The sequence below is a fragment of the Paralcaligenes ginsengisoli genome, from assembly GCF_054781135.1.
Map to the genome: position 1 here is coordinate 222,943 of NZ_BAAGUZ010000002.1, position 16,148 is coordinate 239,090.

16 protein-coding genes and 1 tRNA gene are annotated in these 16,148 nt (G+C 56.9%); 7 read left to right on the forward strand and 10 right to left on the reverse strand.

What is annotated here, in order from left to right; translation table 11 throughout:
- The first annotated feature begins 26 nt into the window (after window positions 1-26).
- The 4 genes from ACYVIS_RS01220 (at window position 27) to ACYVIS_RS01235 (ending at window position 3,310) form a co-directional block, all read left to right on the forward strand.
- Complete coding sequence (locus ACYVIS_RS01220) at window positions 27-1,286, forward strand: aromatic ring-hydroxylating dioxygenase subunit alpha (RefSeq protein ID WP_460873040.1); 1,260 nt, start codon at window positions 27-29, stop codon at window positions 1,284-1,286.
- Between the two features lies 1 nt (window position 1,287).
- Entirely contained in the window at window positions 1,288-1,761 is a 474-nt protein-coding gene (locus tag ACYVIS_RS01225) for an aromatic-ring-hydroxylating dioxygenase subunit beta (protein WP_460873041.1), read from the forward strand.
- A 7-nt stretch (window positions 1,762-1,768) separates the two neighbouring features.
- A complete protein-coding gene (locus ACYVIS_RS01230; RefSeq protein WP_232742352.1) occupies window positions 1,769-2,083 on the forward strand; it encodes a non-heme iron oxygenase ferredoxin subunit in 315 nt (104 codons plus the stop codon).
- 105 nt (window positions 2,084-2,188) lie between these two features.
- The gene (locus ACYVIS_RS01235; RefSeq protein WP_460873042.1) at window positions 2,189-3,310 is read left to right on the forward strand and encodes an MFS transporter; all 1,122 of its coding nucleotides are present in this window, start codon (window positions 2,189-2,191) and stop codon (window positions 3,308-3,310) included.
- A gap of 7 nt (window positions 3,311-3,317) precedes the next feature.
- Here ACYVIS_RS01235 and ACYVIS_RS01240 read toward each other — a convergent pair whose 3' ends face one another.
- From ACYVIS_RS01240 to ACYVIS_RS01275, 8 genes are all read right to left on the reverse strand, one after another.
- The gene (locus ACYVIS_RS01240; protein WP_460873043.1) at window positions 3,318-4,763 is read right to left on the reverse strand and encodes a DUF3300 domain-containing protein; all 1,446 of its coding nucleotides are present in this window, start codon (window positions 4,761-4,763) and stop codon (window positions 3,318-3,320) included.
- A 137-nt stretch (window positions 4,764-4,900) separates the two neighbouring features.
- Window positions 4,901-5,329 (reverse strand): ACP-like domain-containing protein, encoded by a 429-nt coding sequence (locus ACYVIS_RS01245; protein ID WP_232742349.1) that lies wholly within the window; start codon window positions 5,327-5,329, stop codon window positions 4,901-4,903.
- A 414-nt stretch (window positions 5,330-5,743) separates the two neighbouring features.
- The gene (locus tag ACYVIS_RS01250; RefSeq protein ID WP_460873044.1) at window positions 5,744-6,787 is read right to left on the reverse strand and encodes an amidohydrolase family protein; all 1,044 of its coding nucleotides are present in this window, start codon (window positions 6,785-6,787) and stop codon (window positions 5,744-5,746) included.
- Between the two features lie 66 nt (window positions 6,788-6,853).
- Window positions 6,854-7,840, reverse strand: coding sequence for a Bug family tripartite tricarboxylate transporter substrate binding protein (locus tag ACYVIS_RS01255; protein WP_460873045.1), 987 nt, complete (start codon window positions 7,838-7,840; stop codon window positions 6,854-6,856).
- Between the two features lie 217 nt (window positions 7,841-8,057).
- Window positions 8,058-8,966 (reverse strand): LysR family transcriptional regulator, encoded by a 909-nt coding sequence (locus ACYVIS_RS01260; protein WP_460873046.1) that lies wholly within the window; start codon window positions 8,964-8,966, stop codon window positions 8,058-8,060.
- Between the two features lie 144 nt (window positions 8,967-9,110).
- Complete coding sequence (locus tag ACYVIS_RS01265; RefSeq protein ID WP_460873047.1) at window positions 9,111-9,821, reverse strand: sulfite exporter TauE/SafE family protein; 711 nt, start codon at window positions 9,819-9,821, stop codon at window positions 9,111-9,113.
- 137 nt (window positions 9,822-9,958) lie between these two features.
- Window positions 9,959-10,717 carry a COG4705 family protein gene (locus ACYVIS_RS01270; RefSeq protein WP_232742347.1) on the reverse strand — a complete coding sequence of 253 codons (759 nt, stop codon included), beginning with the start codon at window positions 10,715-10,717 and terminating at the stop codon, window positions 9,959-9,961.
- Window positions 10,718-10,810: 93 nt separating this feature from the next.
- Entirely contained in the window at window positions 10,811-11,362 is a 552-nt protein-coding gene (locus ACYVIS_RS01275) for a MarR family winged helix-turn-helix transcriptional regulator (RefSeq protein ID WP_460873048.1), read from the reverse strand.
- Window positions 11,363-11,448: 86 nt separating this feature from the next.
- On the opposite strand from ACYVIS_RS01275, the gene ACYVIS_RS01280 reads away from it, so the two are divergent.
- From ACYVIS_RS01280 to ACYVIS_RS01290, 3 genes are read left to right on the forward strand one after another with little or no spacing between them, the layout of a single operon-like run.
- Window positions 11,449-12,420, forward strand: a complete 972-nt coding sequence (locus ACYVIS_RS01280) for a Bug family tripartite tricarboxylate transporter substrate binding protein (RefSeq protein WP_460873050.1) — start codon at window positions 11,449-11,451, stop codon at window positions 12,418-12,420.
- Window positions 12,417-13,682 (forward strand): CaiB/BaiF CoA transferase family protein, encoded by a 1,266-nt coding sequence (locus ACYVIS_RS01285; protein ID WP_460873051.1) that lies wholly within the window; start codon window positions 12,417-12,419, stop codon window positions 13,680-13,682. The genes ACYVIS_RS01280 and ACYVIS_RS01285 overlap by 4 nt, the downstream gene beginning before the upstream one ends.
- Window positions 13,673-14,542: an HpcH/HpaI aldolase/citrate lyase family protein gene (locus ACYVIS_RS01290; protein ID WP_460873052.1), complete on the forward strand. Its 870-nt coding sequence runs from the start codon at window positions 13,673-13,675 to the stop codon at window positions 14,540-14,542. The genes ACYVIS_RS01285 and ACYVIS_RS01290 overlap by 10 nt, the downstream gene beginning before the upstream one ends.
- A gap of 157 nt (window positions 14,543-14,699) precedes the next feature.
- On the opposite strand, the gene ACYVIS_RS01295 is transcribed toward ACYVIS_RS01290, so the two are convergent.
- Together ACYVIS_RS01295 and ACYVIS_RS01300 are read right to left on the reverse strand one after the other, a co-directional pair.
- Window positions 14,700-14,776: transfer RNA gene (locus ACYVIS_RS01295), tRNA-Pro, on the reverse strand.
- Window positions 14,777-14,955: 179 nt separating this feature from the next.
- Window positions 14,956-15,921 (reverse strand): polyprenyl synthetase family protein, encoded by a 966-nt coding sequence (locus tag ACYVIS_RS01300; protein WP_232742346.1) that lies wholly within the window; start codon window positions 15,919-15,921, stop codon window positions 14,956-14,958.
- Between the last annotated feature and the right edge of the window lie 227 nt (window positions 15,922-16,148).

A 16,148-nucleotide genomic window follows, 5' to 3' on the forward strand; every position in this document is an offset into this window, starting at 1 on the left:
CAAGCACAACGATGCCGGAGACCGCAATGCACTCACTTCCCGACGCAGCCAGCCCTGAGCTTTGCTGGAGCACAGAGGGCTCCAGCCGAATACCGTTCCGGGCCTATACCGACGACGCCTTATACCGACGCGAACTCGAGCGCTTCTTCTATACCGCCCACTGGAACTACGTGGGCCTGGAAGCCGAAATCCCCAATCCGGGCGACTTCAAGCGCACCACCATCGGCGAACGCTCGGTCATACTCGTGCGCGCCCACGACCAGGAAGTGCAGGTCGTCGAAAATGTCTGCGCCCACCGCGGCGTGCAGTTCTGCCGCGAAAAATCCGGCAATCGCCAGGACTTCACTTGCCCCTATCATCAATGGAACTATGACCTCAAAGGCAATCTGCTGGGGGTGCCTTTTCGCCGCGGGGTCAAACAGAACGGCAAGATCAACGGCGGCATGCCGGCCGATTTCGATCCCCGCGACCACGGATTGACCAGGCTCAAGGTCGCGCTGCGCAACGGTGTGATCTTCGCGTCTTTCGACCACTCGGTCGAATCACTGGAAGAATACCTGGGCCCCGTCATACTGGGCTACTTCGACCGGGTTTTCGACGGCCGCAAACTGACCATCCTGGGCTATAGCCGCCAAAGAATCCCGGGCAACTGGAAACTGATGCAGGAAAACATCAAAGACCCCTACCACCCCGGCCTGCTGCATACCTGGTTCGTAACTTTCGGCCTGTGGCGCGCCGACAACCAGTCCGAGCTGGAAATGGATGAAAAATTCCGCCACGCGGCCATGATTTCAACCAGGGGTACGGGCGGCAAAGGAGCCGTCACGGCAGGCGTGTCCAGCTTCAAGGAGCAGATGACCCTGCATGACGACCGTCTGCTCGATGTCGTGCAGGAAGACTGGTGGAAAGGGCCCACGGCTGTCATGCTTACCCTGTTTCCCAGCGTCATCATCCAGCAACAGGTGAATTCGGTATCGACCCGGCACATTCAGCCCGCAGGCCCCGACTCCTTCGACTTCATCTGGACGCACTTCGGCTTCGAGGAAGATACAGCCGAGATGACGCGCCGCAGGTTGCGCCAGGCCAACCTGTTCGGCCCCGGAGGCTTTGTATCGGCCGACGACGGCGAGGTAATCGAATTTTCCCAGGAAGGATTCAGGCAGAAGCCGTCGCACAGCACGCTTGCCGAACTGGGGGGCCGCACGGTTGAAAACACCGACCACATGGTGACCGAAACCCTGATACGCGGCATGTACGACTACTGGCGCAAAGTGATGGAGTGCTGAAATGATCGACTTCCCCACCTACTACGCGGTCGTATCGCTTTATGCCGAGTATGCCTCGGCGCTCGACAATAACCGTTGGAGCGAATGGCCGGAATTCTTTACCGAGGAATGCATCTACAAGGTACAGCCCCGGGAAAACTACGACCGGGGCTATCCATTGGCTACGCTGTCCTTCGAAAGCAAAGGCATGCTCAAGGACCGCATCTACGGAGCCACGGAAACCATCTTTCACGAACCCTATTACCAGCGCCATGTGATCGGCTTGCCGAAAATCGGCAAGACAAGCGACTCCCGCATCGAGGCCGAAGCCAATTACTCGGTATTTCGCACGCGCTCGGACGGCGTATCGATTGTGTACAACGTCGGCCGCTACATCGATATTATCCAGCGCGGCAACGACGGCCTGAAGTTCGAATCGCGCCTTTGCATCTTCGATACCGAAATGATCCCGAATTCACTGATCTATCCCATCTGAGAACCTCATGGACGAAAACTGGAACCCGGCCATCGCCGCGACCGAAGTGCCCGCCGACGATGTGGTGGCCGTAAATGTGGACGGGCGCGAAATCGCCCTCTATCAGGCCGAGGGCGAGTATTTCGCCACCGACAATATCTGCACGCACGGCCATGCCCGATTATGCGACGGCTTTCTTTACGGTCACGAAATCGAGTGCCCGCTGCACCAGGGCCGATTCGATATACGCAATGGGCACGCGGTTTGCGCACCGGCCACGCAGCATATCAAGTGCTATCCGGTACGGGTTGAAAACGGCCAGGTGCTGGTGAACCTGGCTTAGAGCCGGCCTGAAACCGGTCTATCGTAGAATGTCCAGTTTGGCCGTCAAGAAAGATGCTTGTCGGGCCGGCATCGACACTTGGCAGCCAGTGAGCACTGGACATCCATGAGTGGCGACCCCACACAATCAACCGACAGAAACTCCCGAAATGCGGCCCTGGTGCTGGGCATGTCGCTACCCGCCGATACCGTTCTTTATCTGGTGTTGCCAATTTATGCGTCGCAATTCGGTATAAGCCTGGCCGAGGCCGGCATGCTGCTGGCAGCCAATCGGCTGATTCGGATAGCGGGCTACAGCACGGTGGCCAGACTTTATGCCAAGCATGGCGACCGCGCCGCATGTACCATCGCCGCGGTCATTGCATCGATTTGCGCCCTGGGCTACTCGTTTTTTTCAGGCTTCTGGGCCCTCGTCATAGTACGACTGCTGTGGGGGCTTTCCTACGCGGCGTTGAACCTTTCCACGCAGGCGCTCGCAACGGCCGATCTGACCGGAGCCTCGCGCAGAACCGGCCAATCGCGCGCCCTGATTGCCCTGGGACCCATGCTGGCGCTGCCGCTCTCCGCTTTTTTCGCCGAACAGTTTTCCCCGCGGCCGTTCTTCCTGGTGCTGGCATTGATCGCACTGTGTTCGGTCCCGCTGGCATTGAAGCTCCCCGCGGGCCAGGGCCATGTCAAGCCGCAAGGTCGCCGCTTCAAACTGCCCGGCAGCCTGGACATCTGGTCCTTCGTCGAAGGCCTGGTCCTGGACGGCCTTTTCATTGTCGGGCTTTCATTTCTGGGGCAAAGCATCGCGCCTACCGGAGCGGTATTGATTGCCGGCCTGCTATTGGCCTTGCGTTATCTGGCGGAAATTCTGCTCAGCCCGGTGGGAGGGCAAGTGGCCGAGAAGTACGGCCCCGAACGCATGCTGATCATGCTGTCGCTGATGACAGCGCTTGCATTGGTGGGCTTCGGCGCCGGTTGGCTATGGGTCTGCGCCGCCGCGGTGGTTATCCTGCGCGCACTGCAACTGCCCCTGATTGCGCCTATTGTTGCCCATCGGTACCCGGGCCCGCAAAGAGTGCATGCCCTGGCTGCCCGCTCGGTCTGGCGCGATATAGGTGCCGGTGTAGGGCCCATCCTGGCAGGCTTCCTGCTGCCCGTCACACCTTCCCTTGTTCTGTACGGAGCGGCGGCGGCCTGCCTGGCAATGGCCGCCCTGGCCTGCCGCAGCGACAGGCGCTGAACGCCGATCAGCGACGATCGCCATCCCGATGCTCGCCTCGCCCCCTGGACGGCCGTTCGCCGCCAGCCTGAGAATGCCGTTCTTCCCGCTGCTGCGCCGCCGGCCGCTGCTGTTGCTGGGGTCGTTGCTGTTGCTGCGGGCGCTGCTGTTGTTGCGGCCGTTGTTGTTGCTGCGGCCGTTGCGGCGTTTCTCGAGTGCGCGCGGGCGGAGGCTGTGAAATATTCCGAAACGGCGTGGCGGAATGGTTAGGCCCCGCGTCGGGCCGACGCGTGCGATTGATATTGGCGGGCGCCTCCCCGGAGGGAGTCCGGTGGCTGCGCGCATTGGGCGCCTGCAAATCGCGTCCATTGCCTCCGAAACCGCCGCTATTGCGATCGCCTCGTGGAGGAGACGACAAATTCGGCGTTGCCAGGCCATTTCCCCGCGCAGCGCCATTTTGACTGCGCTCTATCGCACGCTGTACATCCTGCCGATTATGTGGGTCGTTCAACTGCCTGCGCCCCGTATCGGCGCGGTTGCGAAACTGCTCGCGCTCGGTGGCGCGCATCCCCGAAGGGCCGCTCTGCCCAAATCGCTGGCGAGCCCCCGGATCACGATATTCCACACCCCGGCGATGCCGCGGATCGTGCTCCCAGCGATTATTGACAATATGAGCGTGATTAAAATAGTTGTAACGATTGATGTTGATATTTACAGCGCGGCGATGCCAATCGACATGGCCCCACAAGGCGTTACCCACCACCAGGCCGGCGCCAAAAGAAATAAAGACTCCGGGGGCCGGATAATAGTTCGGCGGATACCAGTAAATGGGCCGATAGGCCGGATATGGCCACGGGCCGTACACCACAAGCGGATTGTAAGTAGGCACATAAATGATATCGGGCTGCACCGGCACGATCTGAATAATGGCCGGACTGCCGTCGCCGACCACAACTCTTTGCCGGCTACCCGACCTCAGATGCCCGGTCGCCTCGGCGCGCGCCCGCAAGCGCTGCACCGCATCCATCACGTCTTGCTGTTGGCCCAGAAAAGCATCACCCAATTGCTGCGTCCAGTCGATCTTGTCGCTCATCATAAGCAGGACATCGGGAAAGGCAGTCAGGGACTTGACGCTGGGATCCCATGGCTGGCCCTGCACAGCCGCCGATAGCTGCTGATCGGACATGTTTTTGGGTTGCGCCGCACGCCATCGCTGGGCTTCAACGACATCGAGTGGATAGGTTGACGCCATCAGCACTTGCGACAGCAGCGAATCCGGATACAACGCCACCGGCGCCACCAGTTGCTCCAGTTGCGGGGGGCTGAGCAATTCATCCGCCCGCGCGGGAACAAGCGCGGACATGGTTGCAAGCATCGTCAGCGCAAGCATTACCGTGGATGCCAGCTTGCGCCACAGCGCACGCAAGGCCACCCATCCGGCAAATACGGCTTTCGGCAAGCACAAGGTATTCATACTATTGGCTCCAAAACCAGGGAACTTCACGCACCGCCCACGATGCCTCAGAGTAAGACCTTGCGGCTTCCGTTTCGTTCACGCTTCTGAAACTTAATGAAACACCTCATCATGCCGCCCGATGGGGGAGCCTGGGCCTAGTGTCTGACCTTGCAGGATTTGGCCAATATATTGTTCACGGGCATAGTCTTGCCGTTGACATCCTGCTCGCCTTGTTGCGTCAGCATATTGCCATTGGCCTGGCCGACAGTGTCCAGCGTGAATTTATCGGTAGTCCAGGTATAGCCGCTGCCCGTAAAGGCAATGCCGACCATATCGGTTTTGCTGCCGGTGTCGCGGGTCAAGTCGATAGCCTGGTTGTTGTAGATCAGCTTGGCCGTCACGGCGTCAGTGCCCTGGAAGGTATATTGCACGCTAAGCGCCTGTTGGGCCTGGGCGGAACATGAGTACTCCACCGTCTTCTGCGTCAATTCGTTGGCTTTCTTTCCTTCTTGCGGCGTAGAGCATGCGGCAAGCCCGGCGCACAACACCAGACCGGTAATACGAGCCAGATGGTAATTTTTCATGTTTATTCCTTTAAGATTCTAGGCATAAGCACCTACTCTTGAAGTTTTTATACCACCCGCACCAGCCAGCTCCTGTAAGAGCGCGTGTCAAATTGACTCCGACTAAAACGTCGATGCCGGCCCGCAAACAAGCCCCGCACGCCCACACAGGACGGCAATACGTTCCCTACTCGAAGCCATGGATGCGCCCTCTCGCGCGGCCGTAACGGCAGGCGATCTGCTTGCATGCTGTTTCATGTCGCTTCTTTCTGTGTTGCAAAAAGAAAATCGGCGCCGCCGCGGCATCATGCCACCAGAAAAGAAAAACGCACAACCAAGTTGTGCGTCTCTATGCATTTGATTTTTTTGAACATTCAAGTCAATGCGAGAGCCAACTCCATAAGCCGCCGCATGAAGTCATTCCAGGCTGTGGGCTCATACGGCCACGCTCGATAAACGGCCCTGCTTTTGCAATCGCTCCCGAAGACGGCTGAAGACGCGCAGTGCATTGCCCCCCATTACTTGCTCGCGCACGGCAGGCTGCAACCAAGACACCGCATCGATATAGCGCTTGGTGTCGTCGTAATTAAATCCTGTCTGCGGATCCACGCCCTTGACTGCGCCAATGATCTCGGAGGCGAACAGAATGTTTTCGGGAGGAACAACCCGCAACAGCAATTCAATGCCTGGCTGGTGATAAACACAAGTATCAAAGAACACGTTCCGCATCAGCTTTTCCAAAGGTGGGCGGCCCATATTCTGCGCAAGGCCTCGATAGCGCCCCCAATGATAGGGCACCGCCCCGCCACCATGCGGAATTATGAACTTGAGAGTGGGAAAATCGCTAAACAGGTCCGACTCGATGAACTGCATGAACGCCGTCGTGTCGCCATTCAAGTAGTGTGCGCCGGTAAAGTGAAAATTCGGGTTGCACGAGCAACTCGTGTGTACCATCGCCGGCACGTCAAGCTCGACCAGCTTTTCAAACAACGGGTACCAATGGCGATGCGCCAGCGGTAAATCGGTCCAGTACCCATCAGTGGGATCCGGATTGATGTTGCAACCCACGAAACCGAGCTCTTCGACACAACGCACCAATTCCGGTATGCAATTAGCTGGGCTAACCCCTGGCGATTGCGGCAGTTGACACACACCGACAAGTTGATCCGGATAGAGCATGACTGCACGATGTATTAAGTCGTTGCAATGGCGAGTCCATGTTTCGCTGATGCTGGCACCACCCACATGGTGTGCCATCCCGCCCGCACGGGGAGAGAACAGGGTAAGGTCTACCCCACGCTCCTTTTGAATGCGGAGTTGATTGTCCTCCAGGGATTCACGGATCTCATCGTCGCTGACAACAACGCCCGGATCCATCCATCTCCCTTCAGGGTTTTTCAACGTTTCGAACTGCCAAGCACGGAAATCACCGAGCGCCTTGGGCGCCGTCGTATAGTGACCATGACAATCAATAATCATGCCAAACCCATTCTGTTGTCAAAACACTGGCCTGTCAGCCAATTGGCGTCGTTGCTCATTACCGCATCAATTGTTGACACTGATGCCCGCCGTTTTTACGACCCGGGCCCACTTTGAAACCTGTTCACGGAAAAATGCCTCGAACTCCGCCGTTGTGCCTCCTCCAATCGTAATGGCCATTTTTTTAAGCTTGTCCTGCACCTTTTTGTCTTGCAGTGCCTTGTTGATGTCGAGATTGAGCGTCTTGATGGCTTGCACAGGAGTGCCTTTTGGCACGGCAAATCCCCACCATACCTTGGCCTCCAGTTCGGGATAGCCCAGATCCTTCGCCGTCGGAACATCAGGCAATTGGGCAAGACGCTCCACACTATCGACCATGAGGGCTCGCAGCTTCTTGGCTTCTATCTGGGGCATGGCTTCCAATGGATTAAGCAGCATGAACGACACCCGGCCTGTAACCAGATCAAGCTTGGCCGGAGATCCTCCTTTGTACGGTACATTCAGCATTTCCGTCTTGGTGGTGATTCTAAGCAATTCGGAGGCCAGATGAGGCGCACTGCCATTGCCGGACGTCGCAAACGATACCGAATCCGGCTTGGCCTTGGCGGCCTTGATCAGATCGCCAAAAGTTTTGAAAGGTGAGTCATAAGCCACCACAAGAATCAGTGGTGCGTATCCCACGTAGGCGACGAGCGCCAGATCGTTGACTTCGTTAAACGAGCGCTTGGGATACATTGTGGAGTTCGTTGCCAATCCGTTGGCAGCGAGCAGCACCGTATAACCATTTGGCGCGGCATTGACAACCGCCTCCGTACCGATGTTGCCATTTGCTCCAGCGCGATTCTCCACAATCACGGGCTGGCCCGTCTGGGTGCTGATGCTATCGGCAAAAATGCGCCCCAAGGTATCGACCGCTCCTCCAGGAGGAAACGGAACCACCAGCGTAATCGGCTTTTCGGGGAAAGCCGCGCTGGCCGATGGAGCGGCAAGCCCCAGTGCAACCATACAAGCTGCAGTGACCATCCCCAGCACACGATTAAAATCTATCTTCATTGGAATGCCTCCTCTATTTTTGCGATTGATGACGATTGGAGTTGCCACCATGCCGGCAGACTAGTGCTGCGTTAACGACTACGCATGAATACTAGTCGCAGCCGAGCCTTGTGAATAGAGACATTACTGCCTAGCTGATATTCCAAAAAAACATATCATGAAAATTCTTTCAATCGTGTTTTTCACGCCGTGTCAGGCGATCGCCGTAGCCCGCGCTTCAATTGGCGTCCCGTGACAACACACGCAGAATTTCCTGCAATAGCTCGCTGGTTCGAAGCACCAGCGTGGTTAGCGGGCGTTCGGCGGACATGGCCAATGCCAACACGCTACTCATGTGCGGAGCGGTGATACGACGGGTCAGCAAGTGATCCCGGGCATCACTGATGGCGACCGCATGCCGCGTTGCGATGGCATATCCTTCGCCTTGCGACACAAGCTTCACGATGGTTGCCACCGCGTCAATTTCGAGTGCAATCGTCGGCTTGAGCCCCATATTAGCCAGCCGCGTTTCAACCATCATGCGCAGCGGGTGGGGCCGGCAAGGAATGATCAGAGGCAATTCCGCCACTTTGCGCATCGGGATGGGTGGCGCGATTGCCGCCGCTCCACGTTTTTTGTACCCCAACACCAGTAGATCATCTTCACGGATAGGACGAATATCAAGACTCGGCGACGGGACTGGATCGTGCAGCAACGCAATGTCAATACGTCCCAGGAGCAACCATTCGTACAAATGAACGGTCAATCCTTCGGTGATACACAAGTTCGCCTTTGGGTAACGATGTCGGAACTCTTTCACAAAAGGACTGCTCAACGAATGTCCTACCGCATAAGGCAAACCGATAGTCACACGCCCCAAAGGGGTGCCGCGAGAGTCCTCGACATCGTGGCGGGCATGTTCAAATTGCATCTGAATCGTGCGCCCATGTGCCAGCAGACGTTTGCCAGCTTCGGTAAGGCTGACGCCACGCCCATTGCGATAAAACAGAGTCTGCCTGAGCTCCACTTCAAGGCGTCGCACCTGCCGGCTTAGCGTGGGCTGTCCCACGCCAAGCACCATGGCGGCCTGCGTGAAGCTGCCCAATTCAGCAACATAGATGAAACACTCAAGCTGCCGCAAGTCCATTCCACTCCTCCTTCTGAAGGAAGATTATGACGTACATGGGGCAATCAGCGCCCTATTTTTTTATGGAATGGATATTGACCTCGACTCACGGGGGCATCTGGGGTTTATCCCCTTCCTCACGCCCGGACAAGCCATGGACGGCGCTTACGCACGCAGCAAAATAATGGCACCCGATATCAGCGCAAAGATCAGTACCGCCTTGCGCAGGATTTTTGCGTTGACGCGATGATGGATCAAATGACTCACCCACATGCCGGCCAGTAGCGCCGGCATCATGACCAGCGCCGACATGAATTGATGCAGGTTCGTGCGGCCACTCAAGGCCAGTACTGCCAGCGATACGATTTGCCCTATCAGGAAGCACAGTGCCACCGTCGCACGCAAGGTGGCTACCGGCATATGCTGGCACACAATCGCCAACGGCGGGCCGCCAATGCCCGTAGCGGTTTCCGCAACACCTGTGATTGCCCCGGCGATTGCCAGTGCCTTTTTACCAGGATTGAAGGCAGGAATCAGGAACGACGCCAGCGACGCAAGAACAATAGCGATTCCGATCAGCGTGCTTAACCATGTCAGGGGAATGGCGACAAGAATCCAAACACCGCCGAATGTGCCCAGAATGCGTCCCAGCGAGATCCATTGCGTAGCGTGATAGTCGATGGCGTGCCGCTCGCGCAGCACCACATAAATATTCAAAGGCACCATCATGATCAACAGCCAGACCGGCAGCAGGCCTGGCTCGACGAACGCAATCACCGGTGCGGAAATCAATGCAAAACCCATGCTGGTAGTGCCCTGGGTCAGGGCCGCGACAAACACGGTAAGCGCTACCAGCGCAATCTGGAATTCGGTCAAATCACTTGCCTAGTCGGAATGACGCATGCCAAGGCTGCGGAAAAGGCGCAGTTTAGCATCGGTGCAACCTCTCCAGGCGGCCGGAGCTCGTTCTTCGATTCCTTGTGTCAACAAGCGAGCAGGCCACACACTGCACTTCAATGAGCCCGTGCCGCCGCCCTTTGCCTGAAAAATAAAATGCAGGTCAGCATAAAAGCAAAAAGAGCAGCCGAAGCGGAATAACGGCTCAACGCCAGGCCACCGGCGCTGAGCGGTTTATCAAGAAAATCGCCAACCACCGCTCCAAGTGGGCGAGTAAGGATGAATGCCGCCCAGAACAGCGCGGTGCGAGATATCCTGGTCCGGTAGTACGCCACGGCAATCAGTGCCAACAAGGCGCTAAATACCAAGGCACCTCCTTCGTAGCCCAGCCCGGCGGTGTCGGCGGTCCAGTCGCCTAGCGCAGTCCCCAGAGTCTGGGAAAACATGACCGTCACCCAATAAAACATCTCTGCTTTTGGAGAGCTGACGGCCTCGACCGATACAGTCCCAAGCGACCGATGCCAAATAAATAGTGACGCCATCAGCAGGATAAACAGCAAGGACGATCCCCCCGCATATCCAATTCCAAGGGAACGATCCGCAAAATCGGCCAAGGTGGTCCCCACTGTCGTCGTTGCAATAATCGTGGCCCAATAGAGAAACGGATGAAAGCGCTTTGCATTGACTTGAGCGGCCACGGCAATCAGGAAAATTACCGCAAAAATTGCCGTCCCGACAAGGTATCCAAGATTCATGGACATGGTCACCGAATCACCACCCGTTTCACCCAGCGTGGTAGCGGCGATTTTTATAATCCAGAAGATCAAAGTGACCTCCGGGACCTTGCTCAAAGCGTGTGCAGTTGAATTGTTCACATCGACTCCATTTAATTTCCATTTTGGAAGCTCGACACGAAGTCTGACACTTTAAACTTAGGCTAGACATAGGTTAAAGGCAGCACCGTTTCGCTATCCATCTGCTTCAGCGTCGTCGGACTTTGTTTCATCCAACATAGACTGCGCTTCCAGCGTCAAGGCACGTATCGCTTTGTCGAGAAAGCGATATTCCTCTTGCGTCATGACGCCTCGCAAACGCTCCTGACGGTTGAGAGTGCCCGAAAGTCCCGCGGCAAGCACCCGCTCGCCCTCCGCGCTCAGATGCAGGAAGGACTTGCGTCTGTCTTTCTTGTCGGCGGTATATGTGACCAAGCCTTTTTGAGAAAGTTCATATCCAGCCCGGCTTACCTGACTGTAGTCCAAGTGCGAAAACTGAGCGATCTCGCCCGACGAGGATGGGCGCCCGAGCCGGCTAAGCGTAACGAGCAAACGCCATTGCCGGCTAGAGAGTCCTTGCGATTGGCTGACCGAGTTATTGACCACCCGGGCAAGCAACTGGGACAACACCGAGATACGAAATGTGATCAGATCGTCCGGTATGGTGGGGTGGATGTCGGTCGGTCCACAAGCGGCCGATTCCACGTTCGTCAATGGGAGCGCAGTCAATTTCGAAATTCGTTTCATGGAAGTTTTTTTATTTGTCATGGAAAAATTTGACGTAGCAAATAAATGGGCCTATATTTCGGGAAATCCACAATAATGGAGACATCATGTATCGTACCGTTTTGCGCCTTCTCATTGGGGCGTTTCTTTCTTCCATCCTGACTGGCCCCGCTTTTTCCTCGACCTGGCCGGACAAGCCCGTGAAAATAGTGGTCTCGCAAGGGCCTGGCTCTGGCAGCGACATCATGGCAAGGCTTCTTGGACGATATCTCGGGCACGAGCTCGGGCAAAGCGTCATCGTCGAGAATCACCCCGGCGCTTCGGGAATGATTGGCAATGCGTATGTCGCAAACAGCAAGAGCGACGGCTATACCCTGCTGTTCAGTTCGACGGCGCCGCTTCTTGTGGCACCACTGATGCTGCCCGATGCAAAGTTCCGCTATACCGATCTCGTGCCTGTGGCGTCAGTCATGAGAGCCCAGTTTGTCGTGCTGGTGGCCAATTCCCCCGGCTCACCCAAAACCCTGTCGGAGCTGATGAGCCGGATAAGGGCGGGGTCTGTTGCGTACTCGTCGGCGGGCCAAGGAACCATGACGCATCTGGCCAGCGAATTGCTGCTGAAAGAGGCCGGCCTGACAGCTACTCATGTGCCCTACAAGGGCAGCGGGCAATCGCTGACCGATTTGATCGGAGGCCAGGTTCTCTTCAGTACCGACTCCCTGACCGCCTCGATGGCTGCAATAAAGTCGGGACGGCTGCGCGCGCTGGCCGTGACCGGTCCGCAGCGGTCGCCGTCCTTGTCTGACGTACCGACTCTATCCGAAAGCGGCTTTCCAGGTTTGACCGTAACCACGATCGGCGGCCTGTTCGGTCCGAAAGGCGTTCCCGCAGAGCTTATCGACCGGCTGCATGCGGCGGTATCGAAGGCGCTGCAGAATCACGAACTCATGGACTCGTTTGCCAAACTGGACACAGAGGTGTTGAATATTTCGAACCATGAATTTGCGGAAGATTTCCAAAAAGACGCCGTATCGTGGGACAAATTGCTGACTCAAATACATCTGAAAAGGAGTGAATGATTGTGCCCCACCAGCGATGCGCCAGCTTGCTGCAATCAACGGCCTTCGACGAAACGAAGCGGGGACCTTTGAGGAACATCCGGGTCATCGACATGAGCCGCTTGGTAGCCGGTAACATGCTTTCGCTGCAGTTGGCCGATTTTGGAGCCGATGTTTTGAAAATCGAAGCCATCGGAACCGGAGACCCTCTACGCGACTGGAAAGATGCACACTCGGAGTTTCCCGAAGGTTTCGATGGCTGGTGGCAGGTCTATGGGCGAAACAAGCGCAGCGTTGCCTTGAATCTGCGATCCGAAGCTGCGCATAAGGTGTTTCTGAGCCTTGTCGATGAAGCGGAAGTCTTGATTGAAAGCTTCAAACCTGGGACCTTGGAAAAAATGGGTTTGGCGCCATTGTTCCTGCATACCCGCAACCCGCGCCTGATTATTGTCCGGGTATCGGGATGGGGGCAAACCGGACCCTACCGCGATCTTCCGGGCTTCGGAAGCCTTATAGAGGGCTTTTGCGGCTATGCGCGAAAAAATGGCCATGAAGGCCAACCCCCTTTGCTGCCCAACATGGCTCTGGCCGACATGGTGGCTGGCCTGACAGGCGCATTCGCCACGTTAGCGGCGCTTCGGGAACTCGAAGTGGGGAGTGGGCAAGGCCAGGTTATCGATTTGTCTTTATTGGAACCTATGACTGCCATTATGGGGCCGGACGCAGCGAACTACGCCGGCACAGGTATCAAGCCTGATGCCAGACTCAAAATCGCATCGCCGCGCGGAGTCTACCAATGCCAAGACGGGAAGTGGGTCTGCATGTCCGGCTCGACCGACAAAATGGCGCGGCGGATATTCGAAATCATTGGAAAAAGTGCCTTGTTTGATGAGGCGCGATTTTCCACGAATGCCGCAAGGCTAGACAACGATGAAGCGATCGAGGACATGTTGCAGGAATTCATTGGCGGATACGATCAGGCCTCCTGTCTGGAGCTGTTTCGGAACGCAGGAATAACGGTGGGGCCTGTGTATGACATAGAAGAGCTATTGCAAGACACTCACGTGATCGAGCGGGGTGTCTACGTGAAATCGCAAGGACAAAACGACGCAGGGCCGGTTGTCATGCACAACGTAGTTCCCGCACTATCCGCCACTCCCGGTTCCTTACGACTGCCCGCACCGCGGCGAGGGCAGCATACGGCCGAAGTGCTGCGCGCCATGGGCCTGGGCGACCAGGATCTTGAAAAATTATCGAGATCAGGAGCGATCGAATGCGAATGAAGAGCAAGCGCTCCTTGCTGTTCGTACCCGCGACAACGCCGCGATTCCTCCAAAAGGCAGCGCAACGAGGCGCTGACGCCATAATTATTGATCTGGAAGACTCGGTTGTTCCTGAACGCAAGCAAGAAGCCAGGGAGTCGGTAATTGAAGCGGCAGCCCAACTTCACGATCAGGGCGCAGTTGTCGCCCTAAGGGTGAATGCGGGCGAGGAGCATTGGAAGCGCGATCTTGCCTACGTGGACCCAAGCCACATCAGCATGATAGTGTTGCCCAAGGTAGACGCCCCGGAACAGGTGCGTGCGCTGGCTCAGGCTCTGGATTGCCTAGGCTCGGAAACACGGGAGTCGAACCCTATGCTGATCGCGGCGTTGCTGGAGTCTCCCCGAGCGGTGTTGAATGCCGCCGCTATTGCCTGCTCCAGCGAGAGGCTGTCCTCCTTGGGTTTTGGTGCGGAAGATTACTGCACATTGATGGGAATCGAGCCCGATCCACAGGTACTGAGTTGGCCGGCCCAGCAAGTGGCCATTGCGGCGCATGCGCACGGTCTGGAATGCTGGGGATTAGCCGCCAGCGTGTCAGAAATCGCCAACCTGAAGGCTTATGAACGGGAAGCGATGCGGGCGCGGAATCTTGGCTTTACAGGCAGCGTGGCCATTCATCCAGCCCAGGTTCCCATTCTGAATCGATGTTTTTCACCGTCTCGAGAGCAAATCGAATGGGCGCGGCGAGTCGTCGATGCCCATGACCAATGCCGCGCCAAGGGCGACGGCGCTGCGCAGCTCGACGGGAAAATGATTGATCTGCCCATCATCGAACGCGCTCGACAGTATCTGGATCTGGGCGATACATACTCTTCGTAATCGGCATGCTGGCAATGCACAAGGCAGATCTTGTGGAAGCCAATTTTGCGCGGTCTGACGCCAGCTTTAGCCTCTGTAGCGCCCGAATGCATCAACACCCTGCGCATGAAAAACAAAAACCCCTGAATGACAAGGGGCTTTTATTGTCGGAATATATTGGTCGGGGCGAGAGGATTTGAACCTCCGGCTCCTGCGTCCCGAACGCAGTACTCTACCAGGCTGAGCTACGCCCCGATTTAATGCCAAATGATTTGCCGTGGGCCATATTGCTGCCTTTGTACCGGGCTATGTACCCAGGACTGACCCGCCTGCGAGCAATCCGCTTACCGGCAAATCCAACGGCAAGACGAGCATTTTAGCAAAACCCGGCGATTCCGTTTGAGAGCAACTAAATAACCCCGTCCACGAACAACTTAATGATTCCGTTCGACGGCGAAAGAGCAAAATTCTAACAAAGATTCCAGCTGAACGGAAACCGGATAGGCGGCCAGGGCCTCGCGGGCCCGCCCGGCTTCGGCGACCGCCGCCTGGCGCGTGTAGTCCAGCGCGCCGGTATCGTGGATGGCCAGCGCCACGGCTTCAAAGTCGGCCTCGCCGGTTTTGATGGCGTCCCGGATCAATGTCTTCTGGGCCTCGGTACCGATCTCCATGACACGAATCAGCGGCATGGTGGGCTTGCCTTCGCGTAAATCGTCGCCCACGTTCTTGCCCAGCGCATCGACATCGCCGCTGTAGTCGAGTACATCGTCGATCAGTTGGAACGCGGTGCCGATATGACGGCCATAGGCGGCCGCGGCGGCCTCCTGTTCGGGCGTAGCCCCGGCAATGACGGCGCCGACCTGTGCCGAAGCTTCGAACAGCTTGGCCGTTTTGTACCGCACCACCTGCAGGTAGCGCTCCAGCGATACCTCGGGATCGTGCACATTCATGAGCTGCAGCACCTCGCCCTCGGCAATGATGGTGGTCGCCCCCGACAAGATGGACATGACCTGCATCTTGTCGGTTTCAACCATCATTTCAAAAGAACGGGAATACAGGTAATCGCCCACCAGTACGCTGGCCGCGTTGCCGAACACCGCATTGGCCGTGCTGCGGCCGCGGCGCATATCGGACTCGTCCACCACATCGTCGTGCAGCAAAGTGGCCGTATGAATGAACTCGACGACCGCGGCCAGCAAATGATGATGCGTTCCCTGGTAGCCCAGGGCCTTGGCAATCATGAGCAACAAGGCGGGGCGCATGCGCTTGCCGCCCGCGCCCACGATATAGTCGCCGATCGTGCGTATCATGACAACGTCGGAACTCAGGCGGGAGCGAATAACCGCATCGACCGCTTTCATATCCTCTGCAATGGGGGCAAGCAACTCGGCGAGATTCAAAACAGGGTCCGGGTTTAAAGTAAGCCAAAGGGCAAAATCAACAAGGCCGCCTTTCTGCCAATCATTTGGGCCGACAGCGCCGGCACGCGCGGCGTGAACCTCTGAACAGCAAGGTACGGCCGTGCAAATCCAAACAGTTACAAAATCTGGCGGATCAAGGCTGGGATTATACGTTCTTGCGCGAACATCACACATAACACGGCCCCGGATGCCAATGCACCCAAATC

Excerpts from the sequence above, each read along its gene's own strand:
- ACYVIS_RS01240 (WP_460873043.1), bottom strand. The coding sequence starts at position 4,763 with ATGAATACCTTGTGCTTGCCGAAAGCCGTATTTGCCGGATGGGTGGCC.
- ACYVIS_RS01285 (WP_460873051.1), top strand. The coding sequence starts at position 12,417 with ATGATTGTGCCCCACCAGCGATGCGCCAGCTTGCTGCAATCAACGGCC.
- ACYVIS_RS01245 (WP_232742349.1), bottom strand. The coding sequence starts at position 5,329 with ATGAAAAATTACCATCTGGCTCGTATTACCGGTCTGGTGTTGTGCGCC.
- ACYVIS_RS01230 (WP_232742352.1), top strand. The coding sequence starts at position 1,769 with ATGGACGAAAACTGGAACCCGGCCATCGCCGCGACCGAAGTGCCCGCC.
- ACYVIS_RS01280 (WP_460873050.1), top strand. The coding sequence starts at position 11,449 with ATGTATCGTACCGTTTTGCGCCTTCTCATTGGGGCGTTTCTTTCTTCC.
- ACYVIS_RS01235 (WP_460873042.1), top strand. The coding sequence starts at position 2,189 with ATGAGTGGCGACCCCACACAATCAACCGACAGAAACTCCCGAAATGCG.
- ACYVIS_RS01290 (WP_460873052.1), top strand. The coding sequence starts at position 13,673 with ATGCGAATGAAGAGCAAGCGCTCCTTGCTGTTCGTACCCGCGACAACG.
- ACYVIS_RS01220 (WP_460873040.1), top strand. The coding sequence starts at position 27 with ATGCACTCACTTCCCGACGCAGCCAGCCCTGAGCTTTGCTGGAGCACA.
- ACYVIS_RS01255 (WP_460873045.1), bottom strand. The coding sequence starts at position 7,840 with ATGAAGATAGATTTTAATCGTGTGCTGGGGATGGTCACTGCAGCTTGT.
- ACYVIS_RS01275 (WP_460873048.1), bottom strand. The coding sequence starts at position 11,362 with ATGAAACGAATTTCGAAATTGACTGCGCTCCCATTGACGAACGTGGAA.
- ACYVIS_RS01225 (WP_460873041.1), top strand. The coding sequence starts at position 1,288 with ATGATCGACTTCCCCACCTACTACGCGGTCGTATCGCTTTATGCCGAG.
- ACYVIS_RS01260 (WP_460873046.1), bottom strand. The coding sequence starts at position 8,966 with ATGGACTTGCGGCAGCTTGAGTGTTTCATCTATGTTGCTGAATTGGGC.
- ACYVIS_RS01250 (WP_460873044.1), bottom strand. The coding sequence starts at position 6,787 with ATGATTATTGATTGTCATGGTCACTATACGACGGCGCCCAAGGCGCTC.